The sequence below is a fragment of the Bacillus sp. NEB1478 genome, assembly GCF_031582965.1.
Taxonomy (GTDB): Bacteria; Bacillota; Bacilli; order Bacillales; family Fictibacillaceae; genus Fictibacillus.
Genome location: NZ_CP134049.1, coordinates 3,177,687 through 3,197,479, shown reverse-complemented (window position 1 = coordinate 3,197,479; position 19,793 = coordinate 3,177,687). Strand labels below are relative to the sequence as shown.

The following is a 19,793-nucleotide window of genomic DNA, read 5'->3' as shown; positions in this document are numbered from 1 at the left end:
CAGGTACAAATGAGGTTATGAACATGCAAAACAGTTTGAACACGCGTTCCATGATCTTCACCCTTTACGGTGATTATATTCGTCATTATGGAAGTGAAATATGGATCGGGAGCTTGATCCGTCTATTAGAAGAGTTTGGTCATAATGAACAAGCGGTAAGAGCCGCGATATCCAGAATGAACAAACAAGGGTGGATCGCCGCCAGGAAACAAGGCAACAAAAGTTATTATTATTTAACAGAACGCGGAAAAAAGCGGATGGATGAAGCAGCGAAAAGAATCTTTAAGGTGCAGCAGGAACCTTGGAACGGTGAATGGCTCATGTTTACATATACCATTCCAGAAGATAAAAGAAGTATTAGAGACGAACTGAGAAAAGAACTGGTGTGGAGCGGATTTGGCCTTTTAGCCAACAGCTTTTGGATTTCGCCGCATCAATCAGATGAACAAATTAAATTGATGATAGATAAATATTCAATTGAAGATTATGTTCATTCGTTTACCGCGGTATACAACGGCCCCAACGAAAATGAAAAGCTAGTTTCAGAGTGCTGGGATTTAAATGACATCAACGAGAAATACAATTCGTTCATCGTAACGTACTCTCAAAAATATGTTATTGATAAAAACAAGATTGAAAAAGGTGAGATGACGGACGGTGAATGCTTTGTTGAACGTACAAAGCTTGTTCACGAATATCGTAAATTCCTTTTCATTGATCCGGGACTTCCTCAAGAGCTTCTCCCTTCTGAATGGCTTGGAGATCATGCAGCTTCTTTGTTCAGTGACTATTACCGAGCATTAGCAGGACCGGCAAGCCGCTTTTTTGAAAGCATCTATTCAGACGGAAATGAACTTACGAAAAATACAAAACACGATGTGCTGAATCATCCTCTAATCCAAGAAAATCGGTAACATAAAAAAAGCACTTTCGGGAATATCTGACGAAAGTGCTTTCTGTTTACTACTTTTTCAGTTCGGCAGCAAATTGTTTTCCTTTTTCGTAATACGTGTCGATCGTCAGCTGAATGAGCTTAAGGTCTTCATCGTTCAGTTCACGGACTATTTTTCCAGGAGAGCCCATAACCATTACGCGGGGAGGAATCTTTTTGCCTGATGGAATGAGTGTGTTCGCTCCGATAAAAGACTGTTCACCAATTTCAGCGCCATCTAAGATTGTGGAACCCATGCCGACGAGGGCTCCTTTTTTTATCGTACATCCGTGTAAAATGACGTTATGGCCGATTGAAACTTCATCTTCAAGGACAAGTGGAAATCCTCCATAAAGGTGAAGTGTACAGTTGTCTTGAACGTTTGTTTTTTTACCTATTGTAATAGGACCTTCATCACCGCGCAGAACACTGTTGAACCAGATGGTAGAGCCTTCACCGATTTCAACATCACCAATAATATGTGCTCCAGGAGCTATAAAAGCGCTTTCATGAATGTTTGGCGTTTTACCGTTAAATGTATATTTCATAAAGTGTGCCTCCTCAACTGCATAGATAGTTTTAGTATAACAAAGGAAAGAATATGAGGTGGAGATATTGAATACGATTTGTGAAAAATTAAACATTACCTACCCTATTATCCAAGGCGGAATGGGGAATGTTAGTAATGCCGAATTGGCAGCGGCAATCTCCAATGCTGGCGGATTAGGTACGATTGGCGCCGGAACAATGACACCGGAACAAGTGGAAAATTTAATCATTGCCACAAAAGGGATGACAGAGCGGCCATTTGCTGTTAATGTACCTTTATCCGTTTCATCAAATGTGAAAGAAATTTTAAAACTTGTGATTAAGCATAACGTTGAAGTCGTTTCATTATCTGCAGGCAATCCAGCACCTTTTATTCCAAAACTAAAGGAACATGGGATAAAAGTGATCACTGTCATTGCCTCGGTTTATCATGCGAAAAAAGCAGAAACAGCTGGGACTGACCTGCTTGTGGCGGAAGGGTACGAAGCAGCAGGTCTGAACTCTCCGTATGAAACTACAACGATGACACTGCTCCCGCAAGTTTGCAGGAGTGTTTCTGTTCCTGTTATTGCGGCTGGAGGAATAGCGGATGGGAGCGGGTTGGCAGCTGCATTTGCACTTGGTGCTCAAGGTGTACAGATGGGTACACGTTTTATCGCCACTAAGGAAGCTCCATTCCACGAATCTTACAAAACTTCGCTTGTACAAGCTGATGATACGAAAACATTGATTGTCGGACGTTCCGTCGGAAAGATTAGAAGACTGTATGATACACCATATGCCCAGCATCTTATTCAACGTGAGAAAAGCGGTACCACACCTGAAGAATTTCAACAGCTTACTACGGAAGACCATCATATATTAGGTGCTGTAAAAGGTGATTTGGAGAACGGATTTATTAACAGCGGGCAGATTGCTGGAGCGATTAAAGATGTTCCTTCAGTAAAAGAGTTGCTTGAGAAAATGATGAAAGAAGCGAAAGAAGCGGTTAGTTTATTAAACAAGCGTTTAATGTAGGCTAACTAGGTGTTAATGAATTAGAGGAGGAAACATAAGTATGAATCAGCAAGATCAATGGACGTCGAAGCTAGCGTTCATTTTAGCAGCAGCAGGGTCAGCGATCGGACTCGGGGCCATATGGAAATTTCCTTATGTAGTTGGAACAAGCGGGGGCGGTGCATTTTTTCTTATCTTTTTATTGTTTACATTTTTAGTAGGTTTTCCACTACTGATGGCTGAATTTGTGATCGGACGAGGTGCTCAGAAAGAAGCGATTTCTGCTTATCGGACACTTGCACCAGGATCTGCTTGGCCGTGGCTGGGCAGAATGGGTGTAGTTACTGCCTTTATTCTCTTATCTTTTTACAGTGTGATTGGCGGCTGGATTGTTCTTTATTTAAGCAAAAGCTTCTCATCAAATTTCTTTAATCATGATTTTAATCAGATGTTTGGTGAATCGATTACAAGCACTTGGCCGGCAGTGGTTTCGCAATTTGTTTTTATGATTATCACGATTTTTGTTGTAAGTCGCGGGATTAAGAACGGGATTGAAAAAGCAAATCAAATAATGATGCCTGCACTTTTTGTCCTTTTTGCCGTTCTTATTATCCGTTCACTAACACTTGACGGTGCGATGGAGGGCGTTAAGTTTTTTCTTTACCCTGATTTTTCAGAGATCGGTGGAGATGATGTTCTTTTTGCATTGGGACAATCGTTCTTTTCTCTAAGTGTCGGTATTTCCGTTATGGTAACGTATAGTTCTTATTTAGGAAAAAATGAGAGTTTGACCAAATCGGCAACGACTATTGTGCTGCTGAACGTTTTGATTTCACTATTGGCTGGATTGGCGATTTTCCCTGGAGTTTTCTCGCTTGGTCTTAAGCCGACTGAAGGACCAGGATTATTGTTTGTCGTCCTTCCTGCGGTATTTGATCAGATCATGTTTGGACAATTCTTTTTTATCGTTTTCCTGGCATTGTTCTTGTTCGCAACATTAACGTCTGCGTTTTCGATGCTTGAAATCATTGTGGCATCCATTACAAAAGGTAAATTAACAAACCGTGCAAAATGGTCGTGGATCATTGGATTGTTAATCTTTGCTTTCGGTGTTCCTTCAACACTTTCTTACGGTGTTTTATCACATGTTACTTTATTTGATAAAATCATCTTTGATCAATTGGACTATTTAGTAAGTAATATTCTGTTACCTTTAGGTGCATTGTTCATTGCCTTATTTGTAGGTTATAGATATCCAAAAGACCTGCTTCTTCAGGAATTTAAAGCAGGATCTTCCGTAACGGTCAGAGGATTTGCGATGTGGCTTATGCTGATTCGATATGTAGTTCCGGTCATTATTTTTATCGTATTCCTGAACAGTCTCGGTATTTTTAAAATGATAACAGGTTAATGAAAAGCGGCGCAGACGATTTGGTTCTGCGCCTTTTTTACCTTATAATGAGTCAGAATGCGAATGCTGAAAGGATGATTAATGTTGCTGCAAAATAAAGTAGCGGTTGTTACTGGTGCTTCACGCGGATGCGGAAGAGCCATTGCTGAAAAATTAGGTACGCTTGGAACGAAGTTAACGGTTGTCGGATCGTCTGATAGTATTTTTAAAACAGCTGAAGAATTAAAAGATAAAGGATACGAGGTTCTGGCAGTAAAAGCCGATGTATCGATCGAAGCAGATGTTGCTGAACTTTTTAAACAAACGTTTGATCAATTTGGACATGTAGATCTATTAGTGAATAATGCTGGTATTGGGCAATTCAAGCTGGCAGAAGAACATTCTTTGGAGGATTTTAAACGGATGTTTGAGGTAAACGTACAAGGTGTTTTCTTGTGCAGTACAGCAGTCGTTCCTCACATGAAAGAGCGTAAGGAAGGAACAATCATCACGATTTCATCTGATGTTGGCCGCCGAACAATTGCGAACGGATCAGTTTACACGGCAACAAAATATGCGGTACAAGGTTTCTGCGGCTCATTAGCTCAAGAACTGCGCGAGTTCGGAGTTCGAGTTGGCACGGTGAATCCGGGTGCGATCGACACGTATTTTGCAGATAGCGAACCAGGCCTTAATTTTAAAGAAGACTGGCTGAAAGTGAGTGACATCGCTGATGCAGTAGCCTACATGGCGAGTGCGCCAAAGCACATGGTAGTGGATGAAATCATGCTTCACCCTCTTTCGCAAGAATACCCGAACGTATAAAAAGAGGCTTTTAAGCTGAAAAATAAGTAAAATCCCGTTCAAATGAGCGGGATTTTTTTCAAAAAGTCTAATAAACAATCGTAAAGTGGACAAACATCCTGAAAATAGGGTGTTTATCTTTATGTAAGGTGCTGTGATCTAATTAATTCCACGGTAAATCCAAATATACCCACGGTAATCACGAATATATCCACGTTAATTTTGATTTAACCACGAACTGTCAACAAATGATAAATTTCGCACGAACTCTCATTCAATGCCCGATCAAAAAAAGTTACTTAACTCCAGCCTCGCTCATCTTCCCAGGTCTGCGGTTTGCTTCGGACTTAATCCACGCTCTAATTCCTTTTCCAGCATACGGCTCATCAGCAAAACGAGGAATAATGTGAAAATGAGCATGAGGGATGCTTTGGCCGCCGACTGGTTTCACATTCCATCCCGTACTGTAGCCGTCAGGCGTATGTAACTCATCTAACAAGCTTTTTGCTTGCTGCATCAAATCAAATGTATCCATCCATTCTTTTTCGCTGAGATCGAAAACCGTTTCTTTATGCGCTTTAGGGATGATCAGTCCTGCACCTTCTAAAATATTTTGCGCTTTTGGACTTTGAAGAAAATAACAGCTATCATTCTCAAAAACTATTTTTTGCTCTGGAAAATTCATTGGATTGCAAAATAAACATTCTTCCATTTAACCACACCTCTTCATTTATGATCACTATTATTGTAAATGATTTCAAACAAATGGAACAATTCGGGTGATTCATTGACCGCTTATCACACAAAATGATATGATTACGTTAAGAAAACGTTATATAAATTTCTTGAAAGATATGAGGTGTATGCATGAAATCAGGTATGGAAGTTGGTCAAATCGCTACTATATCAGCTACAGTAACACCCGATATGTTTGCACAATTTGAAGGGAACCTTGTTCATCCTGCGTATTCAACCGTGAGTATGGTCTATCACATGGAATGGGCAGCCCGGCAGATTATTCTTCCTTATCTAGAAGATCATGAGGAAGGAATCGGTGGCGGAGTAGCTGCTAAGCATGTGGCACCAACTCCAGAGGGAGCTAACCTAACGATCACTGCAACATTGCGTGAATTAAAAGGCAAAGCGGTTATTTGTGATGTAGTCGTTCATAACGGAAAGGCCGTTGTGGGTGAAGGGGAAGTGACACAGTATATTTTACCTAGAGCAGCCATTGCTCAAAAAATAGACGAAATGAAAGTGTGAATTTTTTTGAGTTAAAATGTAAGCGCTTTCACTTTAAAGCAGCAAAGTGAAACAGAATCAAAGAGAACTAGAGAAATACTAGGGGGATTCAACATGTTTGAAAAAATATCACAGCATGAGCAAGTCGTATTTTGTAATGATCCATCAACTGGTTTGCAGGCGATTATCGCGATACATAACACAACGCTTGGTCCAGCTTTAGGCGGATGCCGAATGAGACCTTATTCATCAGTCGATGAGGCGTTAGAGGATGTATTGCGTTTATCTAAAGGAATGACCTACAAATGTGCGGGAGCAGACGTGGATTTTGGAGGAGGGAAATCGGTTATTATCGGAGATCCGACAACTCACAAATCACCAGAGCTTTTCAGGGCTTTCGGACAATTTGTAGATTCATTGAATGGACGTTTTTACACAGGAACTGATATGGGAACAACGCCTGATGATTTCGTTCATGCACTAAAAGAAACAAACTGTATCGTAGGTGTCCCAGAAGAGTACGGCGGCAGCGGCGATTCTTCGATTCCTACAGCACAAGGCGTCATCTACGGACTTCAAGCAACGATTCAGACACTTGAAGGTACTGATGATCTAGGAGATAAATCGTATACGATTCAAGGATTAGGAAAAGTAGGTTTTAAGGTTGCTGAACAGCTTTTGGCTGCAGGAGCACAGATATATGTAACAGATATTAATGAAAAAGCGCTAAAACAAATTCAAGAGCGTGCTGAATTACTTCCTGGAAATGTTGAAGTAGTAGAGGGCAGTGACATCTATGGTGTGGATGCGGACATTTTTATTCCGTGTGCATTAGGCGGAATTATTCACGACGAAACGATTGAACAATTAAAAGTTAAAGCGATCGTTGGAAGTGCGAACAACCAGCTGCTTGAAGACAAACATGGTTTGTATCTGCAGCAAAAAGGGATTCTGTATGGACCAGATTACATCGTGAACGCGGGCGGATTGATTCAGGTTGCTGATGAACTTTATAGTCCGAACAAAGCACGGGTACTGACAAAAACACGCGCGATCTATGACAGCTTGATTCAAATCTATCGTGAAAGCACACAAAACAATATTTCTACAATGGAAGCAGCCAATCGTTATTGTGAAGAAAAAATGGTGGCTCGATCAAAACGCAACAGCTTTTTTGCTCACAACCAGCGTCCTAAATGGCAGGTTCGAAACTAAGGAGGGATTCATTCATGGAGAAGTTATTTCCGAAAATGCAAATCATTAATGAGAACGGTGAATGGACGGATGAAACGTATCGCAGTGAAATTACCGAAGAGCTGACTAAAGAGCTGTATACGAAGATGCTGCGTGCCCGTCTGTTTGACCGTAAAGGTGTTAACTTGCAGCGTCAAGGAAGAATCGGGACATATGTTCCATTTGAAGGTCAGGAAGCTTCTCAAATCGGGAGCTCAATGGTAATGGGTGAAGGTGACTGGATGTTCCCGACTTACAGAGATCATGCAGCAACGATGACGTTCGGTCATTCTTTGAAGACACTTTTCCTTTATTGGAAAGGTCGTCAAGAGGGCTGTATTCCTCCGGAAGGAAAGAACATATTTCCGCCTGCAGTGCCGATTGCATCACAGCTTTTACACGCGACAGGAGCAGCTTGGGCTGAAAAGCTAAAAGGAACAGACCGTGCGTCCATCGTTTACTTTGGTGATGGAGCGACTTCTGAAGGGGATTTTCATGAAGGTTTGAACTTTGCGAGTGTATTCAACGCACCCGTTGTATTTTTTAACCAAAATAATGGCTTTGCGATTTCGGTTCCGATTGAAAAACAAATGAAAAGTAAAACGATCGCTCAAAAGGCTGCTAGCGTATGAAATCGAAGGCGTACGATTAGACGGTAATGATGTTTTCGCTGTTTATTTTCATACACGGACGGCAGTTGAGCGTGCTAGAAGAGGCGACGGTCCTACATTGATTGAAGCTGTGACATGGCGCTATGGAGCACATACAACAGCGGATGATCCGTCTAAGTACAGAGACCAAAATGAATCAGCTTCACGCCGTGAAACAACAGATCCAATTTTGCGTTTAGAACGTTTTATGAAAAAGGAAAACATGTGGGATGAACAATGGGCAGCTGAATTATCCGAATCGCTCACAGCTGAAATCGAAAACGCTGTAAAAGAGATGGAAGAAATGCCTGCAGCCCATGTTAACGATATGTTTGATCATGTGTTTGCTGAAAATCCTTGGCCGATTGACAGCCAAAAAGAAGCATATGCAGAGTCGAGAGGTGATCGCTAATGACAACGGCAGTTGATACGAAAAAATTAACGATGGTTCAAGCTGTAACAGACGGCATGCGCGTGATGATGAAGGAACATGAGAACGTAATCGTGCTTGGGGAAGACGTTGGACAAAACGGCGGTGTTTTCCGTGCAACAGACGGATTGTTTGCTGAGTTTGGTGACAGACGAGTAATTGATACACCGCTTGCTGAATCTGGAATCATTGGAACTTCTATCGGCCTTGCGATGAACGGTTTTAAACCGATCGCTGAGATGCAATTTCTTGGCTTTATCTACCCGGCATTCAACCAGATCATGACACATGCATCCCGTATTCGTGCACGAACACTTGGTGCTTTTACAGTACCGATGGTTATAAGGGCACCATTCGGAGCAGGTGTCCGTGCGCCTGAAATACATTCTGATTCAGTGGAAGCTCTTTTTACACAAATGCCTGGTATGAAGGTCGTTGTACCATCAAATCCATATGATGCAAAAGGATTGCTGATCTCGGCGATTGAAGATCCGGACCCTGTCCTTTTCTTAGAGCCGATGCGATGCTACAGAAGTACAAAAATGGATGTTCCGGACGGAAAATACAATGTTCCCCTTGGAAAAGCTGCTCGTTTGCAAGAAGGGGACGATGTAACGATTTTTGCTTATGGTGCGATGATTGATGTTGTGACGAAAGCGGCTAAAACGGCAGAAAAAAAAGGCATCAAATGTGATGTGATCGACCTCCGCACACTTTATCCGCTAGATAGAGATATGATTGCAGAAAGTGTTCAAAAAACTGGCCGTGCTGTAATTGTTCACGAAGCTCCTGGAACGGGCGGACTTGGCGAAACGATTGTATCACTCATCAATGACACTTCGTTTTTATACATGAAAGCACCGGTTGAGCGTGTTACTGGTTTTGATACGCCAGTGCCGATGTTCGCTTTAGAAGATCACTATTTGCCTAGTGCAGACCGTGTAGTAAAAGCGATTGAAAAAGTAACGCAATTTTAGGAGGTGGAAACATGGTAGAAGTAAAACTGCATGATATCGGAGAAGGTATGCATGAAGGAGAAGTGATCCACTTTTTTGTGAAAGCGGGAGATACGGTGAAAATTGATCAGCCGCTTGTAGAAGTGCAAACAGATAAAGTGACTGCTGAACTGCCTTCACCTGCTGCCGGAACGATTAAAGACATAAAGGTCAAAGAAGGCGACGTGGTAACAGTGGGATCCGTTATCCTTACCATCGAAGCTGTTTCCGCACAACCTGCTAAAGAGATGAAGGATGAACCTGCAGCCGAACAGGAACAGCCTGTTGTTGATAGAATTATAGCAACACCGAAAAATACAATGTTTACAGGCGGTATTTCAACGTTGAATAAACGCGTACTTGCTGCACCTTTTACAAGAAAGATTGCACGCGAAAATGGCGTTAGCATTGAAGAAATTGAAGGAACAGGACCAGGCGGCCGGGTTACAGATCAAGATGTTTATCGTTTTATAGAAAATGGCTCCGCACCTAAAGCAGAAGAAAAAGCGGATTCCGTTGATACACCTGTCACATCATCAGCAGCTACTGCTTCAAAGGAAGCGGAAGAGATTCCGTTTAAAGGGCGCAGAAAACAGATCGCGAAGAAGATGGTTCAGTCACTCGCGACGATTCCTCACGTTACACATTTTGAAGAAATCGATGTTACAGCTGTAATGGATTTGAAGAAACAGCTAAAAGCTATGGATCCAGATAATAGGCGTGGTATGAATGTGTCTGTAGCCGCATTTTTTGTAAAAGCGATTCAAATCGCACTGAAAGATTTCCCGATTTTCAATGCGAAGCTGGATGAGGAAAAAGAAGTGATCCGACTTGAGAAAAACGTCAATATCGGGATTGCGACGGATTCCGATGAAGGATTAATCGTTCCGGTCATTTCTCATGTAGAACAGCGAAATGTAAGAGATATCGCGGTTGATATGAAGGATAAGATCACGCGTGCCAAAACAAACAAGTTAAAAGGCTCTGATATGACGGGTGGGACGTTTACGATTTCGAACGTTGGACCTCTTGGATCCATTGCAGCAACTCCGATTATCAACCATCCTGAAGTGGCATTAATGGCTTTTCATAAAACAAAGAAAACACCGGTAGTGGTCGGCAATGAGATCGTGATTCGCTCGATGATGAACGTTTCTATGTCATTCGACCATCGTGTAGCAGACGGGGCAACGGCCGTTATGTTCACGAACCGGGTAAAAGAACTCATCGAGAACCCTTACTTCATGACACTGGAGCTGATATAAATGGTTGTAGGTGATTTTGCAACAAAACGCCAGTTGGTCATTATCGGAGGCGGACCTGGCGGGTATCATGCAGCCATCCGTGCGGCACAGCTTGGATTAGAAGTGACATTGATCGAGAAAGAGAAGCTTGGCGGGGTATGTCTTCATAAAGGATGCATCCCTTCTAAAAGCTTAACGCAAACGGCGGCCAATTTTTCAGGAGTGTCCCAATTCAAACAAATGGGAATCACTGTAGCTGAAGCAACCTTTGATTATGAAACGTTCTCAAACTACTATACTAATGTAGTGGAAGGTCTCCAAAAGGGAGTAGAGGCACTGATCAAAGCGAACAAAATTGAGCATTTAACTGGTTCTGCATCGTTCATGTCAGATGAGAGAATCGGGATAGACTCTGGTCATCATTTTGAGATGTATGAGTTTGAACATGCATTGATCGCAACTGGCTCAACGCCAAAGCTGCCGGAACAGGCAAGTCTATCCAGCCGTTTGATGACACCTCATACATTATGGGAGTTAAATGTGCGCCCTAAAAGCTTGGTAGTTTACGGTTCTGATTATTTTGCGCTTGAAGCGGCGATGGCGTACAGACAGCTGGGCAGTGAAGTAACGTTAGTGACAACGGGTGATGGGTTTGGTTTGGACACTGGCATTGAAAAAGAACTGCAGCGGGTGTTAAAGAAAAATAAGATCAAAGTCTTTAAAAATCATCAATGGGTCAGTGCTGAAGAATCTGATGAGACCATTACGGTTACGTTATCTAAAGAAACAGACGAAAAAGTTTCTGTTGAAGCCACCCATGTTCTTTTTATTGATGGATATGTCCCTAACACGGATGGACTAGGTCTTGAAGCTATTGGACTCGAACGTGATGAAAAAGATTTTATCGTAGTAAATGAACATAGTCAGACGAGTATCTCCAATATTTATGCGGCAGGTGATTGCACGATCGGCATGAAGCTTGCATCAAAAGCGATCAAACAAGGAAAGACGGCAGCTGAACATATGGCAGGGCAGCACTCTGCTTATAATTTAAGCTTAGTACCTCTAGTTGTTCATACGAATCCTCCAATCGCAACTGTAGGATTGACAGAAGAACAAGCCGTTAGTGAAGGATATGAAGTGAAGACAGGGCAGTTCTCCATGAGCGGTAATGGCTTTGCATCTATTCTTGGACAAAAAGAAGGTCTTGCAAAAATGGTTATGGATACAAAAACTGATGTTTTACTCGGAATCCATATGATGGGCGCAGGTGCCATAGAAATGGTTCAAGCAGGCACTTTTGCTTTAGAGATGGTGGCACGGGAAGAAGACTTGGCTTACCCGGTTTATGCACACCCTTCTTTAAACGAAGCGTGGCTGGAAGCGGTTGAAAGCATGAGCGGAAAAGCGATTCATGTTCCTCCAGTACGTAAAAAAGAGAAAAGTTCAGTGTAATGAAGAAGCTGACTCGAAAGTGTGATTGTACACTTGAGTCAGCGTTTTTTATTATGCTACATATTTTTCTGTTAGACGATTCCTCACAAATTTGACGTTTTCACTCTCTTAAAGGCGATTTTGTAACAATCTGAATCAAAAAATGCTGATGTTGTGACGAATTATTTTAAACAGTTGTTTAAACACTGTAATAACATCCAGCTGCCATTTTCTTTTTTTAGCAACATATATTAAAATGGCGGTAAGATAAAATCCGTTGAGATAGCCGGATATACAAAGAAGTGAGGAATGCAGTTTGAAAAAGTTAGTTTTAACAGGCGGTGGTTCTGCTGGCCATGTAACACCGCATCTTGCCTTAATACCAAAATTAGAAAAAATGGGATGGGACCTGCATTATATTGGTTCTGTTGATGGCATAGAAAAAAGCTTGATCGAAGAAGGTACAAACGTCCCTTATTATGGAATCTCCAGCGGGAAGCTGCGCCGTTATTTTGATTTAAAAAATATTAAAGATCCTTTTAAGGTATCGGCAGGGGTTGCGCAAGCTTATTTTAAACTCGGGAAAATTAAGCCGGATGCTGTATTTTCAAAGGGCGGCTTTGTATCGGTTCCAGTTGTTATTGCTGCAAAGCTGCGAAATATCCCGGTTTATATTCATGAATCAGATATAACACCAGGACTTGCGAATAAAATTTCTTCTAAGTTTGCAACGAAGATTTTCGTTACGTTTGATGAGGCGAAAAAACATTTTGCCGCAGGTCAGGCAATTGTGACGGGTTCACCGATCCGGGACGAACTTTTGCAAGGTTCAAAAGAGAAAGGTCTAACCTATTTAGGTTTTCGAAGTCACCTTCCTGTATTGACGATTATGGGAGGAAGCTTAGGTGCCCGTAAAATTAATGAAGCAGTAAGAGGAGCTCTTCCTGAATTGACTCGTTCATATCAGATCGTTCATATTTGCGGTAAAGGGAATACGGATGAAAGTCTGCAAAATACTGAAGGGTATAAACAGTTTGAATACATTCAGAATGAATTGCCTGACGTTGTTGCTGCAACTGATTTTGTTATTTCTCGTGCAGGTTCTAACAGTATTTTCGAATGGCTGACATTAAAGATACCAATGCTGCTTATTCCTTTATCAAAAGCAGCAAGTCGAGGAGATCAGATTTTAAATGCTGAGTCTTTTGAAAAACAAGGATTCTGTCATGTTTTACATGAGGAAGATCTTACGAAAGAATCATTGCTGCGTTCATTAAAAGAACTAAAAGCAGATGAAGTGAACATGAAGCAGCACATGGAGAACTACAAAGCGTCCGATAGTGTAGACGTTATTTTGCGAACAATTACAGGCGGAAAATAACAAGAAAACAAAGGGGGTCTGTCCCGGGGACAGACCCCTTTATCCTAAAAAAACGGAGATGAGAAAACGATGCTGCCAAGTCCGGCACTTTTCAGAGACCAACCCCAAATGCCATGGAAGAAGGGTGTTCAAGCTGGTCTGCCCATCGCAATAGGCTACATGCCAATTGCTTTTACCTTTGGTCTGCTTGCAAAATCGGCAGGTTTATCTTTATTTGAAACGGTTGGAATGAGTTTGATTGTTTTTGCGGGCGCTTCCCAATACATCGCACTCTCCATGATTGCAGCTGCCAGCGGGGCTGTGGAACTTATATTAACTACTTTTATTATGAATATCCGTCATTTGTTAATGAGTGCTTCTCTGAACGAAAAAGCAGAGGATGATCCAAAATGGCTGAAAGGGATTTATGCGTTTTTTATTACAGATGAAACGTTTTCTGTCGCAGCAACTTCGGGAAAAACCATTAACGGCGCCTTTCTATTAGGACTTGGTCTTATTGCATACAGCTGTTGGGTTGTTTTTTCAGGAATCGGTTATCTGATGGGAGCGGGTCTGCCTGCTGAGTTGCAGGCAAGCATGGGCATTGCGCTTTATGCGATGTTTATTGCTCTACTTGTTCCAGCGGCAAAGAAGAGCCGAAAAGTGGTTTTTTTAGCAGGAAGTGCAGCTATCTTGAATTCATTGTTCTCATTTATTCCGGGATTAAATGGAGGATGGGGAATTATTTTATCCACTTCTATTGCAGCTGTCACGATTGAATTCTTTATGAAGGGTGATGAGCCGAATGAATCCTGATCTTATATGGGTAATTTTAGTAATGGGTCTAGTAACCTATATTCCTAGGATGCTGCCGCTCGTATTGTTTCATACGAACAACCTTCATCCTAGAATTCAAGGGATCTTGAAAAACGTGCCTTTTGCCATTTTAGGGGCGTTGATATTTCCTGGCGTATTAAAAATAAACCCCGATTCTTATCTTTATGGAATCATTGGAGCTGCAGCAGCTTTTGTAGCAGCATGGCTGAATTTAAACGTTATTGTCGTTGTTCTTGCCTCAATTTTAGTGCTGTATGGGTATACCTTTTTTTAAATCATTGTCATAATTTGCAATAAAATATTTAACCTTATGAATTGAATTTAAGCAATCATAGGCGTATAATCACTGTTAAAAGGAGGAGATGAAAAGTGCCTCAATTAATTCGTTTTATATTTATAGGCCTGTTTTCAATTTCAGCCTTGTCCGTGTTATCGTTTCAAGCGGTTGAAATCTTCCATGCCGTAACAGATATGGTGCAATCGTTTATTTCTAAAGATTTGTAAGATATATAATTTATTTAAGGAGCTAAAGATAATAGCTCTTTTTTTCATGATTAAATATAACTGTGTTAAGGTTAAACTTAATAATGGATAAAGCAATAGAGGATGATTATATGAAATTAATCGCGATTGATATGGATGGAACACTTGTTAATAAACAACTCAAAGTAACAAAAGAAAACAGCAAAGTCATTTCGCAAGCTGTAAAAGAAGGACATCATGTTGTGATTGCTACTGGGCGTTCTTATGACGAGGCAAGACATACACTGGAAGATGCAGATCTTCATTTGCCGCTTATATGTGTGAATGGCGCTGAAATCCGTTCTCAGGATTGGGAGATTCTATCTTCGGTTCCATTGAAGCAAACACAGTATGAAGATATCAAAACCATTCTAGATGAAGAAGACATCTATTATGAACTTTATACGAGCAAGGGAACATTTACCGATAATCGGGAAAAAGCTTATGAAGTTATGAAAGATATCGTCTTAACGTCAAACCCTGAAGCAACGGATGATGATGTTGAAAAAGCAGCACTGCGCAGATTCCGTTTAGGTCTCGTAAGTGTTGTAGGAGATTTCACTAAGTTATTAGAACAAGAAGGCATGGAAGTTTATAAATTTCTTGCGTTCTCGAGTAAATCGGAAAAACTTCAGCAAGCTTTTAAACGGTTAAAAGGGTTAGAGGCATTAGCAGTCAGTTCATCTGCTGATAATAACTTGGAAATCACCAATTTTGAAGCGCAAAAGGGCATCGCACTTAAAAGATATGCTGAATTGAAGGAAATACCTTTAGAAAATACAATGGCTGTCGGTGATAACTATAACGATGTTTCAATGCTTGAGATCGCTGGATTCCCAGTAGCAATGGGGAATGCGGTAGACGAGATAAAAGAAATAGCGGCATTTGTGACAAAAGACAATGATCAGAGCGGTGTGGCCTTTGCCATTCAGAAATTTTTAGAAGAAAAGTAAATAGGAGTTTTACAAAAGGTTAGTTCTATTATTGAACTAGCTTTTTTTATTGTTAGGAAAGTTGTTCGAAAATTTAAGTAATTACAGATACAAAAGCGGGGCCATTAAAGGAGAATTGAAAGCCATATTGCCACGGAAAAACAGATCCTGTCTTAAGGTCAAATAATCATTATTTTTAATGTACCTCATCGTCATAAGGGGTTTATTGTACCCATTTAGGAATAAAAGTAAAATTCCAGGCAAAAAAGATGAAAAAATGACCGGAAATACAATCAATACGGAAGAAGATCGACCATTCCATCTTCAAAACCTTGTAGATAAGAACTTTTTTAGAATTAATAAGCCTCCTACAAACCATATATCCACGGTCATCCTCAATATATCCACGCTAATTCAAATAATTCCACGTTAAACGGCCATATTTCCACGTTAATTTCCGGATTACCACGAACCGACATCATTCGACACTAATCTATGCCTCCTCCACTATTTTTCCAGTTGATTCCTCCTTAACGAACTCTTAACAACGCATTAACTTTTCTGTAATCGATTGTTCAAACTCTCTTGTTAAAGTGACTCAGTAGGTTACATAAGAAGAGGAGAGTGAAACATCATGAAAAAGAGTTTTAAAACGATTGGTGCTCTTGCACTTAGTTTATCGATTATGGGGACAGGGCTTGCCGGGGCACATGCTTCTGAAAAAAAGCAAGAAGATATTCTAAATGTTGCTCATCGCGGAGCTTCAGGGTATGCTCCCGAACATACGATAACTTCATATAAAATGGGCGAGAAGATGCATGGCGATTATATCGAACTTGATCTTCAGATGACGAAAGATGGAAAGCTCATTGTGATGCATGATGAAACACTCGACCGTACAACAAACGGAACAGGACAAGTTAAGGATCACACGCTGGCGGAAATAAAAAAACTGGATGCTGGAAGCTGGTTTAACGAGAAATATCCAGAAAAAGCGAACCCGGATTATGAAGGCTTGAAAGTGCCGACGTTAGAAGAAGTGTTCCAAACCTTTGGCAAGAATGCGAGCTATTACATTGAAACAAAATCACCTGAAGTATATCCAGGAATGGAACAAAAACTCGAAGATATGGTGAACGAGTATCACATTAATAAAGACAAACTTCTTGTACAGTCGTTCAGTTCAGCAAGTTTGCTGAAAATGCACGAAATCGATCCGAGCCTTAAATTAGTTCAGCTAATGGAGTATACTGCACCTGCATCATTAAGTGATGCTGAAGTACAAGCTATCAAAAAATATGCTGTAGGTATCGGGCCAAATAGTGATATGATCGATAAAGCTTACGTTCAAAAAGCTGTACAAAATGGACTGCAGATTCATCCATACACAGTAAACGAAAAAGAAGAAATGCAGAAGCTGATTGATTGGGGCGTGACGGGTATGTTTACAAATTACCCGGATCTCTTGAACGAAGTGAAAAAAGGAAGATAATTAAAAATTTGAAATAAGATGATCCAAAAAAATGTTGCTAAAACATTTCTTTTGGGTCATTTTTTGATTCTTTTACTAAATTTAATTTACATTTAGTAAATCATCCCCCGTTTAGAATAAAGATACTAAACAGGATGCCCAAGGGGGTCTGACCCCAAACAATTTATTTCCATCAACGGTTTAAGGATACACTCCTGGGGAAATGCTCTATTTTCTGTGCAATTATCACCTAATTTTATTTTGCTGAAAAAATAGGGATGCCGCTAAAGTTTGCAATAATTGCAGCCTTTCTCAGCATCCCATTATTCATTTTATCGAGTTAATCGAAGTTGGAGATTAATAAATTTTTTTAAGATAAAATAACTGATTATTCCCCCGATTGCAGCAGAGAAATAATAGGCTAAATAGGAAGGTTCTCCATATGATCCAAAGATCTCTCCACCGAACATGCCTCCAAGCAAGGCGAAGCAGAGTACAACTCCACATATGAAAAATCTTTTTCCTCTTTCAAACACGAGCAGCTTTCCGTTGTTTTCATTTTTGGTGATGCTAAAGAGCCAAGTTCCAATCAGCAGGGTGATCAGTAAATAAACACAAGCTACCAAGATCGCATTATAAGAAGGTGCCTGTAATTCATTTTGAATCATTCCTTTACTGCTGTCATCTGCATAATAGAAAAAATGCAGAATAGGGATTGGCAATGTGATTAACTCTGAAATTTTCCCAAGTATATTTAAAGAACCATCCAAACGATGCATCGGATCATTCAAAAAGCCGTTAAAAGTAAAGAACGACCCAAGCAATGTTAAAAAGCCAATGGGAAAGAAAATAAAGATTAAGCTAAGGATGAATTGAGAAACCATAGTGCCGGCAATGGTTCCAATAAACATGCAGAATGAAAAAATTGCAAGTGATGTCGGAATAACAAAACTCGTGAACTCCAATAGAAATTTTGCATTGGTTACTTCAGAAAGCACAGAAAATTTAAGAATCAGTACACACAATAATAGGTTAACTAATAGACTTGTAATAATATGTGCTGCTCCAAACAGCCATTTTGAAAGAAAGATATCTTTTCGGCTAAATGGCAGTGCAAATGTAAGATCAGTAGAATGCGTCGTCCGTTCTTGCCCAATTAATAATGCGGCCATCCCAACTAATATAAGTGTTAATATGACAGCGATTTCTCCGCCTTGAAAGTGAAAATACAGATTAAAATCTCCTGGATGATCCCGAAACCGATCCATTTCCTTTTTAAAATTTGCCGCTTTTCCATAAAAAGAAAAAGGCAGTAAGAAAAAAAGGACAAGATAAAGCGCCCAAACAGCGGAAGCGGCCAATTTATAATTGCGCATCCATAATGCTTTATGAAACATGTGATTCGCCTCCTAGGGAAGAAATGAAAATGTCCTCTAGTGTCATCGGAAGTTCTTCTACTAATAAAGGGTTCTCTTGATGAAGCTGGTTCAATGTTGCTTCAATATTTCCTTTTATTAATAATGTAGAGACTCTGCCAATTTGTGAAAGGATGGAAATGTTGTTTAATTGCAAGATCGATTCAGGCAGTGAGTTTTTATATACAACTTGAACTTTTTTGTATTCTGATTTTGCATCTTCTATGGATGTAACAGATTCTAGTTTTCCTTCTTTCATCATGATCAGCACATCCGCCATTTTTTCCACTTCTTCTAAGTGGTGAGTTGAAATCAATACACATAGCTGGCGTTCGCTCACTTCTTCAATGATGAATTGTAAAATGTTGCGTTTAACGATAGGATCCAATCCGTTTGTAGGCTCATCTAAAATGATGAATTCCGCTTTCGTAGAAAAGGAGAGAATCATTAAAAATAAAGCTTTCATCCCTTTAGAATAGCTTCTAAGTTTTTTATTTTTAGGAAGCTTGAAGCGGTCCATCAAAGAGTAGAAATACACGACGTCAAAACTTTCATAGATTGCATCGAACAGCTTAACAATCTCTTTTACATTGTAGGTTTTCAATAGCTCGGTAGAATCTGGAACGTATGACAGTTTTTGTTTAACATACGGCTGTTCGTGGATGTTCATCTCATTAAATATGACTTCACCATGATCAGGATCTAATATCCCAGCCATCGTACGTAAAAGAGTAGATTTCCCGACGCCGTTTCTTCCAACAATCCCTGCAATTGATCCTGGTGTTAATTCGAGATTAATATTTTCTAAAACGAGTTTTCCGTCAATCGTTTTACTGACATTACTCACTTTCAGCATGATTACTTATCCCCCCAAGGTCCTCAGCCTGTTTGTTTATCCATTCTATTAATGTTTGTTGATCAATACCCAAATAAGACGCATCAATCAAGAGCTGTTTAAGCTGCAGTCTTAACGTTTCTATTTTTTGTTCATCTGCCTTGGGAGTAATGTTAGACGAAACAAATGTGCCTTTGCCTCTTAACGTTTCAATAATACCTTGACGCTCTAGTTCCTGATAGGCTTTGCTAACTGTATTCGGATTAATTAATACCGAAGCTGATAATTCTCTTACCGAAGGCAACTTGTCTTCTGGCAGCAGGACTTCCTTCAAAATGAGCTCTTTTATTTGATGGACGACTTGTTCCCAAATTGGTGTATTGCTTCGGGGATCTAAATTTAATAACATACTATCCCACCTTTATATACTACATGTGTATTACTAAGTATAGTACACACATAACATTACATGAATGACAAAATCGTGTCAATGTTCATTTTTTGCTTTTACCGTCATGGAAAC

At 40.3% G+C, this 19,793-nt stretch carries 20 protein-coding genes and 1 pseudogene; 16 read left to right on the top strand and 5 right to left on the bottom strand.

Going from position 1 to position 19,793, the window contains the following annotated elements; translation table 11 throughout:
* The first annotated feature begins 23 nt into the window (after positions 1–23).
* Positions 24–914, top strand: coding sequence for a phenylacetic acid degradation operon negative regulatory protein PaaX (gene paaX, locus RGB74_RS16100; RefSeq protein ID WP_310760306.1), 891 nt, complete (start codon positions 24–26; stop codon positions 912–914).
* 49 nt (positions 915–963) lie between these two features.
* Here paaX and RGB74_RS16095 read toward each other — a convergent pair whose 3' ends face one another.
* Positions 964–1,479 (bottom strand): gamma carbonic anhydrase family protein, encoded by a 516-nt coding sequence (locus tag RGB74_RS16095; RefSeq protein WP_310760305.1) that lies wholly within the window; start codon positions 1,477–1,479, stop codon positions 964–966.
* Between the two features lie 67 nt (positions 1,480–1,546).
* Here RGB74_RS16095 and RGB74_RS16090 point away from each other — a divergent pair, with 67 nt between their 5' ends.
* From RGB74_RS16090 to RGB74_RS16080, 3 genes are all read left to right on the top strand, one after another.
* The gene (locus tag RGB74_RS16090; RefSeq protein WP_310760304.1) at positions 1,547–2,497 is read left to right on the top strand and encodes an NAD(P)H-dependent flavin oxidoreductase; all 951 of its coding nucleotides are present in this window, start codon (positions 1,547–1,549) and stop codon (positions 2,495–2,497) included.
* 40 nt (positions 2,498–2,537) lie between these two features.
* Complete coding sequence (locus tag RGB74_RS16085; RefSeq protein ID WP_310760303.1) at positions 2,538–3,887, top strand: sodium-dependent transporter; 1,350 nt, start codon at positions 2,538–2,540, stop codon at positions 3,885–3,887.
* A gap of 84 nt (positions 3,888–3,971) precedes the next feature.
* Positions 3,972–4,691, top strand: a complete 720-nt coding sequence (locus RGB74_RS16080) for an SDR family oxidoreductase (RefSeq protein ID WP_310762906.1) — start codon at positions 3,972–3,974, stop codon at positions 4,689–4,691.
* A gap of 274 nt (positions 4,692–4,965) precedes the next feature.
* Here RGB74_RS16080 and RGB74_RS16075 read toward each other — a convergent pair whose 3' ends face one another.
* Positions 4,966–5,382: an HIT family protein gene (locus RGB74_RS16075; protein ID WP_310760302.1), complete on the bottom strand. Its 417-nt coding sequence runs from the start codon at positions 5,380–5,382 to the stop codon at positions 4,966–4,968.
* Positions 5,383–5,537: 155 nt separating this feature from the next.
* Here RGB74_RS16075 and RGB74_RS16070 point away from each other — a divergent pair, with 155 nt between their 5' ends.
* From RGB74_RS16070 to RGB74_RS16015, 12 genes and pseudogenes are all read left to right on the top strand, one after another.
* Complete coding sequence (locus tag RGB74_RS16070; protein ID WP_310760301.1) at positions 5,538–5,933, top strand: thioesterase family protein; 396 nt, start codon at positions 5,538–5,540, stop codon at positions 5,931–5,933.
* Positions 5,934–6,026: 93 nt separating this feature from the next.
* Complete coding sequence (locus RGB74_RS16065; RefSeq protein WP_310760300.1) at positions 6,027–7,127, top strand: Glu/Leu/Phe/Val family dehydrogenase; 1,101 nt, start codon at positions 6,027–6,029, stop codon at positions 7,125–7,127.
* A 14-nt stretch (positions 7,128–7,141) separates the two neighbouring features.
* A pseudogene (gene pdhA, locus RGB74_RS16060) lies at positions 7,142–8,207 on the top strand (pyruvate dehydrogenase (acetyl-transferring) E1 component subunit alpha).
* Positions 8,207–9,202: an alpha-ketoacid dehydrogenase subunit beta gene (locus tag RGB74_RS16055; protein ID WP_310760299.1), complete on the top strand. Its 996-nt coding sequence runs from the start codon at positions 8,207–8,209 to the stop codon at positions 9,200–9,202. The pseudogene pdhA and the gene RGB74_RS16055 overlap by 1 nt, the downstream one beginning before the upstream one ends.
* A gap of 11 nt (positions 9,203–9,213) precedes the next feature.
* Positions 9,214–10,485: a dihydrolipoamide acetyltransferase family protein gene (locus RGB74_RS16050; RefSeq protein WP_310760298.1), complete on the top strand. Its 1,272-nt coding sequence runs from the start codon at positions 9,214–9,216 to the stop codon at positions 10,483–10,485.
* Positions 10,486–11,919 (top strand): dihydrolipoyl dehydrogenase, encoded by a 1,434-nt coding sequence (gene lpdA, locus RGB74_RS16045; protein WP_310760297.1) that lies wholly within the window; start codon positions 10,486–10,488, stop codon positions 11,917–11,919. It begins immediately after the preceding gene.
* A gap of 295 nt (positions 11,920–12,214) precedes the next feature.
* Entirely contained in the window at positions 12,215–13,279 is a 1,065-nt protein-coding gene (locus tag RGB74_RS16040; protein WP_310760296.1) for an undecaprenyldiphospho-muramoylpentapeptide beta-N-acetylglucosaminyltransferase, read from the top strand.
* Between the two features lie 69 nt (positions 13,280–13,348).
* Positions 13,349–14,074: an AzlC family ABC transporter permease gene (locus RGB74_RS16035; RefSeq protein WP_310760295.1), complete on the top strand. Its 726-nt coding sequence runs from the start codon at positions 13,349–13,351 to the stop codon at positions 14,072–14,074.
* Positions 14,064–14,369: an AzlD domain-containing protein gene (locus tag RGB74_RS16030; RefSeq protein ID WP_310760294.1), complete on the top strand. Its 306-nt coding sequence runs from the start codon at positions 14,064–14,066 to the stop codon at positions 14,367–14,369. The genes RGB74_RS16035 and RGB74_RS16030 overlap by 11 nt, the downstream gene beginning before the upstream one ends.
* Before the next feature lie 95 nt (positions 14,370–14,464).
* Entirely contained in the window at positions 14,465–14,599 is a 135-nt protein-coding gene (locus RGB74_RS16025; RefSeq protein WP_310760293.1) for a hypothetical protein, read from the top strand.
* Positions 14,600–14,682: 83 nt separating this feature from the next.
* The gene (locus RGB74_RS16020; RefSeq protein WP_310760292.1) at positions 14,683–15,570 is read left to right on the top strand and encodes a Cof-type HAD-IIB family hydrolase; all 888 of its coding nucleotides are present in this window, start codon (positions 14,683–14,685) and stop codon (positions 15,568–15,570) included.
* Positions 15,571–16,183: 613 nt separating this feature from the next.
* On the top strand, positions 16,184–17,041 hold the full coding sequence (locus RGB74_RS16015) for a glycerophosphodiester phosphodiesterase (protein WP_396135984.1): 858 nt from the start codon (positions 16,184–16,186) through the stop codon (positions 17,039–17,041).
* 311 nt (positions 17,042–17,352) lie between these two features.
* Here RGB74_RS16015 and RGB74_RS16010 read toward each other — a convergent pair whose 3' ends face one another.
* The 3 genes from RGB74_RS16010 to RGB74_RS16000 are packed head-to-tail and all read right to left on the bottom strand — an operon-like array spanning position 17,353 to position 19,679.
* Positions 17,353–18,417 carry an ABC transporter permease subunit gene (locus RGB74_RS16010; RefSeq protein WP_310760291.1) on the bottom strand — a complete coding sequence of 355 codons (1,065 nt, stop codon included), beginning with the start codon at positions 18,415–18,417 and terminating at the stop codon, positions 17,353–17,355.
* Complete coding sequence (locus RGB74_RS16005) at positions 18,407–19,291, bottom strand: ABC transporter ATP-binding protein (protein ID WP_310760290.1); 885 nt, start codon at positions 19,289–19,291, stop codon at positions 18,407–18,409. Before RGB74_RS16005 ends, RGB74_RS16010 begins: the two co-directional genes overlap by 11 nt.
* The gene (locus RGB74_RS16000; protein WP_310760289.1) at positions 19,275–19,679 is read right to left on the bottom strand and encodes a GntR family transcriptional regulator; all 405 of its coding nucleotides are present in this window, start codon (positions 19,677–19,679) and stop codon (positions 19,275–19,277) included. Before RGB74_RS16000 ends, RGB74_RS16005 begins: the two co-directional genes overlap by 17 nt.
* Positions 19,680–19,793 lie beyond the last annotated feature (114 nt).

Bases quoted from the DNA above. Each gene is read 5' to 3' on its own strand.
- paaX (WP_310760306.1), top strand. From the start codon at position 24: ATGCAAAACAGTTTGAACACGCGTTCCATGATCTTCACCCTTTACGGT.
- RGB74_RS16095 (WP_310760305.1), bottom strand. From the start codon at position 1,479: ATGAAATATACATTTAACGGTAAAACGCCAAACATTCATGAAAGCGCT.
- RGB74_RS16085 (WP_310760303.1), top strand. From the start codon at position 2,538: ATGAATCAGCAAGATCAATGGACGTCGAAGCTAGCGTTCATTTTAGCA.
- RGB74_RS16075 (WP_310760302.1), bottom strand. From the start codon at position 5,382: ATGGAAGAATGTTTATTTTGCAATCCAATGAATTTTCCAGAGCAAAAA.
- RGB74_RS16070 (WP_310760301.1), top strand. From the start codon at position 5,538: ATGAAATCAGGTATGGAAGTTGGTCAAATCGCTACTATATCAGCTACA.
- RGB74_RS16065 (WP_310760300.1), top strand. From the start codon at position 6,027: ATGTTTGAAAAAATATCACAGCATGAGCAAGTCGTATTTTGTAATGAT.
- RGB74_RS16055 (WP_310760299.1), top strand. From the start codon at position 8,207: ATGACAACGGCAGTTGATACGAAAAAATTAACGATGGTTCAAGCTGTA.
- RGB74_RS16050 (WP_310760298.1), top strand. From the start codon at position 9,214: ATGGTAGAAGTAAAACTGCATGATATCGGAGAAGGTATGCATGAAGGA.
- lpdA (WP_310760297.1), top strand. From the start codon at position 10,486: ATGGTTGTAGGTGATTTTGCAACAAAACGCCAGTTGGTCATTATCGGA.
- RGB74_RS16035 (WP_310760295.1), top strand. From the start codon at position 13,349: ATGCTGCCAAGTCCGGCACTTTTCAGAGACCAACCCCAAATGCCATGG.
- RGB74_RS16030 (WP_310760294.1), top strand. From the start codon at position 14,064: ATGAATCCTGATCTTATATGGGTAATTTTAGTAATGGGTCTAGTAACC.
- RGB74_RS16020 (WP_310760292.1), top strand. From the start codon at position 14,683: ATGGATAAAGCAATAGAGGATGATTATATGAAATTAATCGCGATTGAT.
- RGB74_RS16015 (WP_396135984.1), top strand. From the start codon at position 16,184: ATGAAAAAGAGTTTTAAAACGATTGGTGCTCTTGCACTTAGTTTATCG.
- RGB74_RS16010 (WP_310760291.1), bottom strand. From the start codon at position 18,417: ATGTTTCATAAAGCATTATGGATGCGCAATTATAAATTGGCCGCTTCC.
- RGB74_RS16005 (WP_310760290.1), bottom strand. From the start codon at position 19,291: ATGCTGAAAGTGAGTAATGTCAGTAAAACGATTGACGGAAAACTCGTT.
- RGB74_RS16000 (WP_310760289.1), bottom strand. From the start codon at position 19,679: ATGTTATTAAATTTAGATCCCCGAAGCAATACACCAATTTGGGAACAA.